This is a genomic window from Stenotrophomonas sp. CASM110, assembly GCF_049384345.1.
Lineage (GTDB): Bacteria > Pseudomonadota > Gammaproteobacteria > Xanthomonadales > Xanthomonadaceae > Stenotrophomonas > Stenotrophomonas muris.
This window is the reverse complement of record NZ_JBMRGI010000007.1, coordinates 109,177-123,343: the sequence shown is the minus strand read 5'-3', so window position 1 is coordinate 123,343 and position 14,167 is coordinate 109,177. Positions and strand designations below refer to the sequence as shown.

The following is a 14,167-nucleotide window of genomic DNA, read 5'->3' as shown; positions in this document are numbered from 1 at the left end:
AGAGCCCTTTCCCTGCGGCAAAGGGATCCGACCCCGGGCGGTTTACGGCAGGCCGGCCAGCCAGTCGTCGTCGGAGCCTTCGTTGACATCGGCGAACAGCGGTGTGGAGAAATAGCGTTCACCAGTGTCCGGCAGCATCGCCAGGATCACCGCGCCGGGTTCGGCGCGGGCAGCCACGTCCAGCGCGCTGGCCACGGTGGCACCGGCAGAGATGCCGACGAAGATGCCTTCCTCGGCGGCCAGGCGGCGCGCGGTGGCGATCGCGCGGTCATCTTCGACCGAGACCAGTTCGTCCACCACATCGCGGTTGAGCACGTCCGGCACGAAGTCCGGGGTCCAACCCTGGATCTTGTGCGGCTTCCAGTCATCGCCCTTGAGCAGGGCGGCGCCGGCCGGCTCGGTGGCGATGATGCGGGTCTGCGGGCGCGCGACCTTCAGCACTTCGCCCACACCAGTGAGTGTGCCGCCGGTGCCCCAGCCGCTGACGAAATAGTCCAGCCGCTTGCCGGCGAAGTCGCGCAGGATTTCCGCGGCGGTGGTGTTGCGGTGATAGGCCGGGTTGGCCGGGTTGGCGAACTGGCTGGCCAGGAACCAACCGTGCTGTTCGGCCAGTTCGGCTGCCTTGCGCACCATGCCGCTGCCGCGTTCGGCGGCCGGGGTCAGGATCACCTTGGCACCATAGGCACGCATCAGCTTGCGGCGCTCGACCGAGAAGGTCTCGACCATGGTCGCCACGAACTTGTAGCCGCGCGCTGCGGCGACCATCGCCAGTGCCACGCCGGTATTGCCCGAGGTGGCCTCCACGATGGTGTCGCCCGGCTTGAGCAGGCCACGCGCTTCAGCGTCGAGGATGATCGCCAAAGCCAGGCGGTCCTTGACCGAGCCGCCCGGATTGAACGACTCGACCTTGGCGTAAACGCTGACCTGCGGCGGTGCCAGACGCTGCAGCTTGACGATGGGGGTGTTGCCGACGGTGTCGAGGATGGAGTCGTACAGGGCCATGGAAGCGCTCCGGAAACGGGGCCGCGCCGGGCTTCGGCGGGCGAAGGGGGAGGGCTGGCTGTTCAGGCCAGCGGCTGCCGGCTGACCGTAGCGCCGGCATATGACGCCCGGAAATGACCAGATACCTTTCTTAAACAACCTTTGGTTATAAGCTGGTGACGGCAATTGACCCTAGAGTGGACCTCCGCCCCACGCCGCCTGCCTGCCCATGACGCTGACCCAGCTGCGCTACCTGGTTGCCATCGCCGACGCCGAGCTGAACATCACGCTGGCCGCCTCGCGCGTGCATGCCACCCAGCCCGGCTTGTCCAAGCAGCTCAAGCAGCTGGAGGACGAGCTGGGTTTCCTGTTGTTCGTGCGCAAGGGCCGCAGCCTGGAGTCGGTCACCCCGGCCGGGACCGAGGTGATCGCCCGCGCCCGCGCCGTGCTGGCCGAGGCCAACAACATCCGCACCTACGCGGCCAACCAGCGGCGCGAGAGCCAGGGCCAGCTGATCCTGACCACCACCCACACCCAGGCGCGCTTCGTGCTGCCGCCGGCGGTGGCGGCGATCAAGCAGGCTTACCCGCAGGTCAGCGTGCACCTGCAGCAGGCCGGTGAAGCCGACGCGCTGGATCGCTTGAACCAGGGTGACGCGGATATCGCCATCATCAGCACCGCTGGGGGGGAGCCCACCGATGGCATCGCGGTGCCACTGTTCCGCTGGCGACGCCTGGTGGTGGTGCCCAAGGGCCACCCGCTGGACCGCGCCGGGCGTGCACCGGACCTGGCCGCGCTGGCCCGGCAACCATTGATCAGCTACGAATCCTCGACCCGCCCGAATTCGTCGCTGCAGCGTGCGTTTGCCGCCAACGGGCTGGTGCCGGATCTGGCGCTGACCGCGCTGGATGCCGATCTGATCAAGACCTATGTGCGTACCGGCCTGGGCGTGGGCCTGCTGGCCGAAATGGCGGTCAGTTCCAACGACGAAGACCTGAGGTCGTGGCCGGCGCCGGACCCGATCAGCGAGTGCATCGCCTGGGCGGTGCTGCCGCGCGACCGCGTGCTGCGTGATTACGCGCTGGAGCTGGTGCATGTGCTGGCACCGCAGATCGATCCCCGCGACCTGCGGCGGGTGCTGGATGGCAACCAGGCGGCCGCGTGGCCGGTGCCACCGACCTGGGAATCACTGACCCAGACCATCACGGTGTGAGGGGTTGGTCGAGCAGGGCTTGCAGCCCTGCACCTGACGAATCAATGGCACAGCCGAAGCAACAGCAACAGCCGAAGCAACAGCTGGCTTCCGTGGGAGGCGGGGCGGTGTGGGCAGGCAGGACACGCCGTAAACCCATCCCTGGGGGCTCGATGGCGCCATCCATGGCGCCAACGGTCCTGTCTGCCCACACCGCCCCACCTCTGACAGATTTCGATGGCTGTAGGTAGGTGTCGACCTTGGTCGACACGGTAGATCCACGCCATGCGTGGATGAAAGCTGTCAGATGTCGAAATGCATCTGGGGTCAGATCCGTTTTCCTTCGGAAAACGGATCTGACCCCAAAGCCGTTCCAACAGACCGCAGGAAACTGTCGAAGGCGGGGTGGGTCCGGTTGCGGGAGTGTCCGCGGCATGGATGCCGCGGCCAAGCCCCCATGGATGGGTTTACGGCGTCTCCCGCAACCGGACCCGCCCCGCCATTCAACAGGAAGCCAGCTTTTGCTTTTGCTGTTGCTTCGGCTCTTGCCGTGGACGTGGCCTCTGCAGGTGCAGGGCGCAGCCCTGCCGATAAACCCCTCCTGCGACGGTTCGTCGCACGGGCAACCCTGGACCCGGCTCTACACTAGCGGGATGACCCGGCTGTCCCGCCCGCAGCGCCTTCTGCTCCAGCTTGCCGTCCTGGCGACGCTGCTGATGGTGCTTGCGCCGCTGGTCAGCCGCGCGCTGAAGGCGCCATCGGTGGGCCACGCTGCGATGGCCGGCATGGACCACGCGCACATGCAGCATGATGGCGCCGGATTGGGTCAGAGCCCTCTGCATGGGCAGAGGGATCCGGCCCCACCGGCCGATCCCCACGCCATGCACGGCGAAGCCTGCGAATACTGCGTGCTGGCGATGCGCCTGCTGCCGTGGCTGGCCGTGCTTGTGCTGCTGTTGCCGCTGTTGTGGCGGCCGCGGCTGGTGTTCCCCTGGTCGCGGCAGGTGCTGCCCGCGCTGTGCTGGCCGGCGCATGCCGCGCGTGGGCCGCCGCCTTTCTCCATCGTTCGCTGATGTCCCTGTCGAATCTGCCGCACGACGCCTGACCGGGCGCCGTGCGCGCGTGCGTACCTTGGAGCTGTTCCGATGAAAATGACTTCCCGCCCCGCGGGCGCCTGTGCGCGCCTGCCGGTTGCCCTTGGCCTGGCCGCAGCTGCAACGCTCGCCCATGCCGCGCCCGCCGAAGAGGCGCGTACCCTCGACACCCTGGTGGTCACCGCTGCCGCACCGTCCTCGCCACTGCACTGGGTGACCGACCCACGCCTGCCGCGGCAGCCGGTACCCGCCAGTGATGGCGCCGATTACCTGAAGACCGTTCCCGGTTTCTCCGCCATCCGCAACGGCGGCACCAACGGTGACCCGGTGCTGCGCGGCATGTTCGGTTCGCGCCTGAACATCCTCAGCAATGACGGCAACCTGATCGGTGCCTGCCCGTCGCGCATGGACAATCCGCTGTCCTACATCGCGCCGGAAAGCTTCGACCGGCTGACCATCATCAAGGGCCCGCAGAGCGTGCGCTGGGGCGCAGGTGCCTCGGCTGGCACCGTACGCTTCGAGCGCGATACACCGCGCTTCGAAGAGCCGGGCCTGCGTGCCGATGCCAGTGCGCTGGTCGGTTCGCGCAACCGCAACGACCAGGTGCTCGACCTGACCCTGGGCAACCCGACCGGCTATGTGCGCGCCAGTGGCAACCGTTCCGAAGCCGATGACTACAAGGACGGCCACGGCGATGTGGTGCCATCGAAGTGGCGCAAGTGGAACGGTGACGTAGCGATCGGCTGGACGCCGGATGCCGACACGCTGCTGGAAATTTCTGCCGGTGCCGGAGATGCGATCGCACGCTATGCGGGACGCGGCATGGACGGGGCCGCGTTCGAACGCACCAGCTATGCCGCGCGCTTCGAGAAGCGCAACCTGCCGGGTGCGTGGGACACGGTGCAGGCCAACGTGTACTACAACGAGGCCGATCACGTGATGGACAACTATACGCTGCGTGCGCCGAACCCGAATAGCATGATGCCGATGCCGATGGCCTCGAACGTGGATCGCCGTACCCTGGGCGGCCGGGTCAGTTCCGAGTGGCGCTGGCAGGACGTGCAGCTGGTGGCGGGCGTGGACGGCGAAGACAGCCGCCATCGTGGGCGCATGGGCATGGGCCGCGGCACCTATCGCCAGGTGGCGTGGGAGACCGATGCCCACTTCCGCCGCTATGGCGTGTTCACCGAGTTGACCCTCGGCGCCGGCACCGATCAGCGTTGGATCAGCGGCCTGCGCATCGATCGCGCCAGCGTGCGCGACGAGCGGCAGTCGCTCCGCGGAATGATGGGCAACATGCCCAATCCGACTGCGGGCCAGCGTCGCAAGGAATGGCTCGGCAGTGGCTTCCTGCGCTACGAGCAGGACCTGGCCGACGGCCTGACCTGGTACGCCGGCCTCGGCCACAGTGAACGCATGCCCGACTACTGGGAGCTGTTCTCGCCCGACCACGGCCCGGCCGATGCGGTGAACGCGTTTGCCGGCATCCAGCCCGAGCGCACCACCCAGCTCGACGCTGGCCTGCAGTACAAGGGACCGCGCGTGCAGGCCTGGGTCTCGGCGTACACCGGGCAGATCCAGGACTACATCCTGTTCACCTACCACCGCAGCGGCGCGATGGGGATGAGCCAGGCCAGCAACGTCGATGCGCGCATCGCCGGTGCCGAGGCGGGGCTGGAAGTGAGCGTGGCCGAACAGTGGAAGCTGGGTGGCACGCTGGCCTATGCCTGGGGCGAGAACCGCGACCAGCAGCGTCCGCTGCCGCAGATGCCGCCGCTGGAAGCGCGCCTGAGTGCGAACTGGGAAGGCCAGCGCTGGAGCGCCGGTGCGCTGCTGCGCGCGGTGACCCACCAGCATCGTGTCGCAGATGGCCAGGGCAACGTGGTCGCGCAGGATCTCGGGCCGAGCGCGGGCTTTGCCACCTTCGCGCTCAACGCGGCGTACCGTTTCGGTTCGCAGCTGCAGCTCAGCGCAGGCGTCGACAACCTGTTCGACCGCGCCTACAGCGAGCACCTGAACCTGGCCGGCAGCGCCGACTTCGGCTTCCCGGCCGACCCGGTGCGCATCAACGAGCCGGGGCGCAGCGTGTGGATGAAGCTGAACTACCGGTATTGATCCGCCGGGTGTAAAAAAAAACGGGGCCGGATCCCCGCCAGGATCCGTCCCCGCCCGACGCCCTCCGTCGGGCAGCTTCGACTCTACGATGACTGACCCGGTGGTGCACGACGGGATACACCCCGATACACGCCGACACTGCCCATGGCAGCCTTGCACGGAATGGGTTCAAGGCGCTATCGCAGCCCTGGTTCCACGCTGGTAAACGCTTGGCACATACCGCTTTCAGGGGCACTTGCCTACACTCGGCGGCCGTGGATCAATTTGGACCGTTCATGTTGGCTCGTATCGCTTCGACCCTGGCCCTTGGCCTCAGCCTGGCCATGCTGGCCGGGTGCGCAGGCAAACAGGAGGCCGCCGCGCGTCGGCAGGGAGAAGCGGTGCCGGTCACTGCGCAGGTCGTGCAGTCCCGTCAGTGGAGCGACACCCTGCAGGCGCTTGGCACGGCCAAGGCGCGCGAATCGATCAGCGTGACCGCCAAGGTCAGTGAGATCGTCGAGAAAGTGCATTTCGAAAGCGGCCAGCACATTGCTGCCGGTGCGCCGATCGTGACCCTTCGTGGGCAGGCCCAGGAGGCCGCGCTGGTGCAGGCGCAGGCGACCTTCCATGAAGCCGATCAGCTGTACAAGCGCCAGCGCGAGCTGGCCGCCCAGCGGCTGGTGTCCAGCGCCACGCTGGATACGCAGAAGTCGATCCGCGATGCCGCCGAAGCGCGCGTGATGCAGATGCAGGCAGACATCGGTGATCGCCGCGTGCGCGCGCCGTTCGCCGGCGTGCTCGGCATCCGTCAGGTCAGCCCTGGCTCGCTGGTGACCCCGACCACGGTCATCGCCACGCTCGATGACATCGAGCACATGCACATCGATTTCCAGGTGCCTGAAGTGGAACTGGCTGCGCTGGGCGTCGGTGACAAGGTCAGCGCCACCAGCGTGGCCTGGCCGGGCCGCACCTTCGAGGGCGTGGTCAGCACCATTGATGCGCGCATCGACCCGGCCACCCGTGCCGTGACCGTGCGCGCCGACTTTGCCAACGGCGACCATGCGCTGCGTCCTGGCATGCTGCTGGACGTGCGCCTGTTCCGCCCCGAGCGCCCGGCGCTGGTGATTCCGGAAATCGCCGTGGTGCAGGTCGGTCGCGATACCTTCGTGTACCGCATCAAGGCTGACGACAGCGTCGAGCGTGTGGACGTGGTGACCGGCGCGCGCCGTGCCGGCGTGGTCGAGATCAGGCAGGGTCTGGAAGCGGGCCAGCGCATCGTGGTCGATGGCACCGGCAAGCTGCGTCCGGGCCTGAAGGTTGCCGCCAAGGACGCAGCGCCCGCCAGTGGTGCAAAGCCCGCTGAAGACGCTGCGCCGGCCGCGGCCGAGGGCCACGGCGGATGAAGCTGTCCGACATCTCCATCCAGCGGCCGGTGTTCGCCGTGGTGATGAGCCTGTTGCTGCTGGTGCTGGGCGTGATGTCCTTCACCCGCCTGACCCTGCGCGAACTGCCGGCCATCGACCCGCCGATCGTCTCGGTCTCGGTGGACTACACCGGCGCCTCGGCGGCGGTCATTGAAAGCCGCATCACCCAGGTGCTGGAAGATGCGCTGGCCGGCATCGAAGGCATCGATACGATCAACGCGCGCAGCACCAACGGCCGCTCGCAGGTCAGCATCGAGTTCACCTCCAACCGCGATATCGAAGCGGCGGCCAACGACGTGCGCGATGCGGTCAGCCGCGTGGCCGACCGCATGCCGGAAGAGGCGCGGCCACCGGAGATCGCCAAGGTCGAAAGCGATGCCGACCCCATCATCTGGTTCAACATGGTCTCCTCGACCATGGACACGCTGGAGCTGAGCGACTACGCCGACCGTTACGTGGTCGATCGCTTTTCCAGCCTCGATGGCGTGGCCCAGGTCCGCATCGGCGGCCGCCAGCGCTATGCGATGCGGATCTGGCTGGACCGGGACCAGCTGGCCGCACGCGGGCTGACCACCGGCGACGTGGAAACCGCGCTGCGCAACGAGAACGTGGAGCTGCCGGCCGGCCGCATCGAGTCGACCGACCGTGATTTCACCCTGCGCGTGGAGCGCAACTACATCAAGCCCGAAGATTTCGCGACCATCCCGCTGGGCAAGGGCCGCGACGGTTACGTGGTGCGCATGGGCGACGTGGCGAAGATCGAGCTGGCCTCGGCCGAACGCCGCGCGTACTACCGCAGCAATGGCGAGCCCGGCATCGGTCTGGGCATCGTCAAGACCTCCACCGCCAACTCGCTGGACGTGGCGCGTACCGCGCGCGCTGAAGCCGAGCGGGTGGCGCTGACCCTGCCCAAGGGCACGCAGATCTTCGTCGCCTTCGACAACACCACCTTCATCGAAGCGGCGGTGGACCGCGTCTACGCCACGCTGGTGGAGGCGATGATCCTGGTGCTGGCGGTGATCTGGCTGTTCCTCGGCAGTTTCCGCGCCGCGTTGATCCCGGCGGTGACGGTACCGGTCTGCCTGGTCGCGGCGTTCATCGCACTGTATGCGTTCGATTTCTCGATCAACCTGCTGACCCTGCTGGCGCTGGTGCTGTGCATCGGCCTGGTGGTGGACGATGCGATCGTGGTGGTGGAGAACGTGCAGCGCCGCATCGACCTGGGCGAACCCCCGCTGGTGGCCTCCAAGCGCGGCACCGCGCAGGTCGCCTTCGCGGTGATCGCCACCACCGCCGTGCTGGTGGCAGTGTTCCTGCCGGTCGGCTTCCTGGAAGGCAACACCGGGCGCCTGTTCCGCGAGCTGGCAGTGGCGCTGGCCGCCGCCGTGGCGTTGTCCGCGTTCGTGGCGCTCACACTGACGCCGATGATGGCCTCCAAGCTGCTCAAGCCGCACACCGGGCAGGCGCCACGTGGCCTGCACGGCTTCATCAACCGCAACCTGGAACGCCTCGCGGGTGCCTATGGGCGGGTGCTCGATCACCATGTCGACCGCACCTGGATCTACCTGCTGGTGATGGTGGCCGCGCTGGTCGCCAGCTGGGGCCTGCTCAAGCTGCTGCCCTCGGAACTGGCGCCGGCCGAAGACCGCGGTTCGTTCCAGATCATGATCGACGGCCCGGAAGGTGCCGGCTACGACTACACCGTGCAGCAGGTGCAGCAGGTGGAGGCGCTGCTGGCCCCGCATGTCGGTCCGGACAAGCCGATCGTGCGTGCCAACCCGCGCGTGCCCGGTGGCTTCGGTGCCAGCGAGGAAATGCACACCGGCCGCGTCAGCATCTTCCTGCAGCCGTGGCGCCAGCGCAGCGAGGCCACGCCGGACGTGGCCAACGAACTGCAGAAGGAACTGGACACCATCCGTGGCGTGCGTGTGCGTACCCAGGTCGGTGGCGGCCTGGTGCGCAGCGGCGGGCAGCCGTTCCAGATCGTGCTGGGTGGGCCGGAATACGCGGAGATCGCGCAGTGGCGCGACCGCATCCTGCTGCGCATGACCGACAACCCCGGCCTGGTCGGCCCCGACTCGGACTACAAGGAAACCCGGCCGCAGATGCGGGTCAACATCGACCGCCAGCGTGCGGCCGATCTCGGCGTGCCGGTCACCGCGATCGGTTCGGCGCTGGAAACCATGATGGGCTCGCGCCGCGTCACCACCTTCGTCGACAACGGCGAGGAGTACGACGTGCTGGTGCAGGCCGGACGTGACGGTCGCGCCAGCCCGGCCGACCTGGCCGCGATCCGCGTGCGCGCCACCTCTGGCGAACTGGTGCCGCTGTCCAACCTGGTCACGTTGAGCGAAGTGGCCGAGGCCGGCACCCTGAACCGCTTCAACCGCCTGCGCTCGATCACCATCAGTGCCGGCCTGGCGCCGGGCTATCCGCTGGGCGAGGCCATTGCCTGGGCGCAGAACGTGGCCCAGGAAGAGCTGCCGCAGTACGCGCAGGTGAACTGGAAGGGTGAATCGCGCGAGTACCAGAGCGCCGGTGGCGCCGTGCTGCTCACTTTCGCCATGGCCCTGCTGGTGGTCTACCTGGTGCTGGCCGCGCAGTTCGAGAGCTTCATCCACCCGCTCACCATCATGCTGACCGTGCCGCTGGGCGTGCTCGGCGCGCTGGTCGGGTTGTGGGTGAGTGGCGGTACGGTGAACCTGTTCAGCCAGATCGGCATCGTGATGCTGGTTGGCCTGGCCGCGAAGAACGGCATCCTCATCGTCGAATTCGCCAACCAGCTGCGCGACGATGGGCGCAGCGTGCGCGAGGCGATCATTGAATCGGCGATGGTGCGCCTGCGCCCGATCCTGATGACCTCGATCGCCACCGTGGTCGGCGCCATTCCGCTGGTGGTGGCCGGTGGTCCCGGTTCGGCCAGCCGTGGCACGATCGGCATCGTGATCATCTTCGGCGTGACCCTCTCGACCTTCCTGTCGCTGTTCGTGGTGCCGGCGTTCTACGCGCGGCTTGCCCCGTACACCCGTTCGCCGGAAGCGGTGAAGCGCGAGCTGGAGAAGCAGGAAGCGGAATCGCCGTCGGTGGGCGGCCATGCCTGACCGGCACACCGACGGGATCGGGTCCCTCGCTGACGGGGTCGGACCCCTTTCCCAAAGGGAAAGGGCTCTGCCCCCACTTCGAGGCGACGGCTTCCAGCTGCGCCCCTGGCGCCCGGATGATCTGGAATCGCTGCTGCGCCACGCCAACGATCCCGAGGTGTCGCGCGGCCTGCGCGACCGTTTCCCGTACCCGTACACGCGCACCGATGGCGAGGCCTTCCTCGCCGGCCGCGTGCTGGCCCCCGGAACCCTGAATCTGGCCATCGAGATCGACGGCCAGGCCTGCGGCAGCGTCGCTGCCCAGCAGGGCATGGCCGAGCGTGGGCACACCGCCGAACTGGGCTACTGGCTGGGCCAGGCCTATTGGGGGCACGGCGTGATGACCCGTGTGGTCGGGCTGTTCGCACCGTGGGTGATGGACGAGCTGCGCCTGTTCAGGCTGCAGGCCACGGTCGTCGACTTCAACCTCGGCTCGGCGCGGGTGCTGGAGAAGAACGGCTTCCAGGAGGAGGGCGTGGAGCGCTGCGCGGTCTACAAGCGCGGCGTGCTGCACGACCTTCGCCGTTTCGCCCGGGTACGCACCCAGCTGCCGTGAACACGCGGGCTGGCTGTTGTAGAGCCGAGCCCATGCTCGGCTGCCTCCTCGGGGGGCCAAGCCGAGCATGGGCTCGGCTCTACAAAACAGCGCTACCGCAGCGGCCTGCGATCAGGGAGAATCGACCGGTCCCTTCCAGCCGACGGGACGTCCTTACAACCCGCCGACTGGAGAGAGCGCGCGTGGAAGCAACCGTACACTTCATCAACAGCATCATCTGGAGCAAGGCACTGATCTTCGTGTGCCTGGGCGCCGGCCTGTTCTTCAGCCTGCGCACGCGCTTCATGCAGATCCGTGGCTTCTTCGAGATGTGCCGCCTCACCGTCAAGGGTGAGAAATCCGACGCCGGCGTGTCCTCGTTCCAGGCCCTGGCCATGTCGATGGCCGGCCGCATGGGCATCGGCAACATCGCCGGCGTGGCTACGGCCATCGCCTTCGGCGGCCCCGGTGCGATCTTCTGGATGTGGGTGATGGGCTTCCTCGGCGCGTCCACGTCGTATGTGGAATGCACCCTGGCGCAGATCTACAAGACCAAGGACGCCGAAGGCCGCTACCGCGGTGGCCCGGCGTACTACATCGAAAAGGCCATGGGCCTGAAGTGGTACGCGCTGGCCTTCGCCATCGCCACGATCATCGCCGCCGGCTTCCTGATGCCGGGCGTACAGGCCAACGCCATTGCCGACAGCATCATCAACGCCTGCCGTGGCACCGTGCTGTGCGGTCCGCTCGATGGCCAGGCCTTCGGCATGGAATCGGTGCAGGCGCTGAAGCTGGGCATCGGCATCGTGGTGGCGCTGCTGCTGGGCGTGGTGATCTTCGGTGGCGTCAAGCGCATCGCCAACTTCGCCGAAGTGGTGGTGCCGTTCATGGCCGCCGGTTTCATCCTGATGGCCATCATCATCATGATCATCAACTACGACCGCGTGCCGGAAATGTTCGGCATCATCTTCAAGAGTGCCTTCGGCACGCATGCCGCATTCGGCGCGATGATGGGCCTGGCGGTGGAGTGGGGCATCAAGCGCGGCATCTATGCCAACGAAGCCGGCCAGGGCTCGGGCCCGCATGCAGCGGCCGCCTCGGAAGTCTCGCACCCGGCCAAGCAGGGCTACGTGCAGGCCTTCGCGATCTACTTCGACACCATGATGGTGTGCACCGCCACCGCGTTCCTGATCCTGGCCAGTGGTACCTACAACGTGTACTCGCCGGTGGAGGGCGCCGCGCCGATCTTCCAGGGCCTGGCCGGCATTCCCGAAGGTGCGGGCTACGCCCAGGCCGGCGTGGAAGCGGTGCTGCCGGGCTGGGGTTCGGCGTTCGTGTCGATCGCCATCTTCTTCTTCGCCTTCACCACCATCATGGCGTACTACTACATGGCCGAGACCAACCTCAGCTATGTGAACCACAACAGGAAGCGCCCGCTGACCGTGCTGGTGCTGCGCCTGGGCATCATCGGCATGGTGGTGTTCGGCGCGTTCCATAATGCGACCCTGGCCTGGGCGCTGGGTGACATCGGCGTCGGCCTGATGGCCTGGCTGAACATCATTGCCATCCTCATCATCCAGAAGCCGGCGATGCTGGCCCTGCGTGACTACGAACGACAGAAGAAGCTGGGCCTGGATCCGGTGTTCGACCCTGATGCCCTGGGCATCAAGAACGCCGATTTCTGGCGCCAGCGCAAGCAGGAGAGTGTGTAAGTGAACAACCCCTGGAACAACCGCCGCCCGTCCGCCCGTCCGCCGCGCGCAACGCCGTTGCCGCGCCCGGAGGTGCCGGCCACGGGCGGTGGTGGGCGCGGTGGCAGCGACGAGCTGCGCCTGTACGGCCTGAATGCCGTGCTGGCCGCGTTCGAAGCGCGGCCACAGGCGCTGCGCAAGCTGTACCTGCTGGAGGCGCGCATTCCGCGCCTCCAGCCGCTGCTGAAGTGGTGCGTGGCCAACCGCGTGGGGTATCGCGTGGTTGAAGACGGCGATCTGAACAAGCTTGCCGGCACCACCCACCACGAAGGCGTGGTGGCCGATGTGCTGCGCGCACCGGCGCTGCCGCTGGCGCAGTGGCTGGAGCAGGTCGGCGACGGCCCGGCGCTGGCGCTGTGGCTTGATGGCGTGGGCAACCCGCACAACCTCGGTGCGATCCTGCGCTCGGCCGCACACTTCGGCGCCAAGGCGCTGCTGCTGCCGGCCGGCAGCACGCTGGCGCTGTCCGGTGCCGCCGCGCGCGTGGCCGAGGGCGGTGCAGAAGCGGTGCCGCTGGTGCAGCTGCCGGAGACCGCCCAGGCGATGACGCAGCTGCGTGCGGCCGGCTTCGGCCTGGCGGCGACCCTGGTGGAGGGCGGTGACGACGTGTTCCGCACCTCGCTGCCGGCCCGCCTGGTGTATGTGATGGGCGCCGAAGGCGAGGGCATGGACCGCAGCCTGGCGGGAGCGTGCGACCAGCAGGTCTCGATTCCCGGCAGCGGCGCGGTGGAGAGCCTGAACGTGGCCTCGGCCACGGCGGTACTGCTGGCGCAGTGGGCGAGCCGCCGCGGCTGATCCGGTATCCCGGGTCGGATCCCTCGCCGCAGGCGAGGGCTCTGACCCCTTCCAGGGTCCGTAATTGCGTCAAGCGCGCATGATGTTTTGAAAGTTTCCTTATTGGTCAGCCGCTTCCGGCAACGCAGGGTGGAACTCCATCCCACGTTGTCCAGAAGAGGCTGCCATGCATCACCCACGCTGTATCCTCATCGCATTGCTGGTCCTGACCAGCGTCCTTGCCAACGGCCGTGCCGCAGCCAGCGAACGCAGCCTGGACGGCGTCAGCTTCACCGGGCCGCTGATCACCCCCAACCCGGCTGGCCTGCCGCAGGGCAACTGGTACATCGAACCCTATCTGGTGCGGATCGACAGCCGCGATCATTACGACGATGGCGGCCATCGCCGCCGCAGTGGGCAACGCAGCGGCGCATGGGCAACGGTGGTACCGATCATCTACGGCTTCAGCGACCGGGTGATGGGGCAGGTCAATCTCAGTGCATCGCGTGCCGAACAGGGCGGCGCGCGCAGCAGTGGTTTCCGTGCCGGTGACACCACCGCGCGCCTGCAGTACCTGTTGCAGGCGCCCAATGCCGATGGCACGCGTCCGGCCGTCTCGGTTGCGCTGGTGCAGCGCTTCAGCACCGGCAGCCATGACCGCATCACCGGCAATCCGCTCGATGCGCAGGGCGACGGTGTGCAGCGCACCACTGCCGCATTGGGCGTGCAGCAGGTGGTCTGGCTGGGTAACGACCGCCCGCTGCGCTGGCGTGCCCAGCTCAGCGCCGGGCCTGCGCCGTCGCGGACGGCGATCTCCGGGGCCAGCGTCTACGGCACCGACGACAGCTTCCAGGGGCACATCTCCCGGGGGTCGGTGCTGGGCCTGTCGGTCGGCGCCGAGTACAGCTTCAATCCGCGCTGGGTGGGCGTGATGGAAGTGGCCGCCAGCCGTGAGACCGGCCAGCGCCTGAGGGGTTTCGCGCGCAACCCCAGCGGTGGTTTCGAACGCATCGACGAGCATCGCCCGGCCAGCCGCAGCGTCACCCTGGCGCCGGCCGTGGAGTACCACTTCAGCCCGTCACTGGGCCTGATCGCCGGCGTCGAGTTCAGCGTGGCCGGCCGCAACACCGGCCGCATCATCAGCCCCCAGGTCGCCCTGGGCATGTTCTTCTGAGGGGCCGC

Annotated in this window: 10 protein-coding genes; 9 read left to right on the top strand and 1 reads right to left on the bottom strand. The window is 67.8% G+C overall.

The features are described from left to right. Nucleotides 1-42 precede the first annotated feature (42 nt). Nucleotides 43-1,002 (bottom strand): cysteine synthase A, encoded by a 960-nt coding sequence (cysK, locus tag VG561_RS07900; protein ID WP_014648230.1) that lies wholly within the window; start codon nucleotides 1,000-1,002, stop codon nucleotides 43-45. Nucleotides 1,003-1,210: 208 nt separating this feature from the next. On the opposite strand from cysK, the gene VG561_RS07895 reads away from it, so the two are divergent. The 9 genes from VG561_RS07895 (at nucleotide 1,211) to VG561_RS07855 (ending at nucleotide 14,159) form a co-directional block, all read left to right on the top strand. After that, entirely contained in the window at nucleotides 1,211-2,194 is a 984-nt protein-coding gene (locus VG561_RS07895) for a LysR family transcriptional regulator (protein ID WP_010481448.1), read from the top strand. A 632-nt stretch (nucleotides 2,195-2,826) separates the two neighbouring features. Continuing rightward, nucleotides 2,827-3,246, top strand: coding sequence for a DUF2946 family protein (locus VG561_RS07890; RefSeq protein ID WP_262093318.1), 420 nt, complete (start codon nucleotides 2,827-2,829; stop codon nucleotides 3,244-3,246). Nucleotides 3,247-3,318: 72 nt separating this feature from the next. Then, the gene (locus VG561_RS07885; protein WP_049440424.1) at nucleotides 3,319-5,382 is read left to right on the top strand and encodes a TonB-dependent copper receptor; all 2,064 of its coding nucleotides are present in this window, start codon (nucleotides 3,319-3,321) and stop codon (nucleotides 5,380-5,382) included. A 275-nt stretch (nucleotides 5,383-5,657) separates the two neighbouring features. Further along, nucleotides 5,658-6,764 carry an efflux RND transporter periplasmic adaptor subunit gene (locus VG561_RS07880; protein WP_134809224.1) on the top strand — a complete coding sequence of 369 codons (1,107 nt, stop codon included), beginning with the start codon at nucleotides 5,658-5,660 and terminating at the stop codon, nucleotides 6,762-6,764. Continuing rightward, nucleotides 6,761-9,886: an efflux RND transporter permease subunit gene (locus VG561_RS07875; RefSeq protein WP_262093311.1), complete on the top strand. Its 3,126-nt coding sequence runs from the start codon at nucleotides 6,761-6,763 to the stop codon at nucleotides 9,884-9,886. Before VG561_RS07880 ends, VG561_RS07875 begins: the two co-directional genes overlap by 4 nt. Continuing rightward, nucleotides 9,879-10,481 carry a GNAT family N-acetyltransferase gene (locus VG561_RS07870; RefSeq protein WP_049440418.1) on the top strand — a complete coding sequence of 201 codons (603 nt, stop codon included), beginning with the start codon at nucleotides 9,879-9,881 and terminating at the stop codon, nucleotides 10,479-10,481. The genes VG561_RS07875 and VG561_RS07870 overlap by 8 nt, the downstream gene beginning before the upstream one ends. A gap of 182 nt (nucleotides 10,482-10,663) precedes the next feature. Then, nucleotides 10,664-12,172, top strand: coding sequence for an alanine/glycine:cation symporter family protein (locus VG561_RS07865; RefSeq protein WP_262093310.1), 1,509 nt, complete (start codon nucleotides 10,664-10,666; stop codon nucleotides 12,170-12,172). Further along, a complete protein-coding gene (locus tag VG561_RS07860; RefSeq protein WP_046432259.1) occupies nucleotides 12,173-13,006 on the top strand; it encodes a TrmH family RNA methyltransferase in 834 nt (277 codons plus the stop codon). Between the two features lie 166 nt (nucleotides 13,007-13,172). Then, nucleotides 13,173-14,159, top strand: coding sequence for a hypothetical protein (locus VG561_RS07855; protein ID WP_262093309.1), 987 nt, complete (start codon nucleotides 13,173-13,175; stop codon nucleotides 14,157-14,159). Nucleotides 14,160-14,167 lie beyond the last annotated feature (8 nt).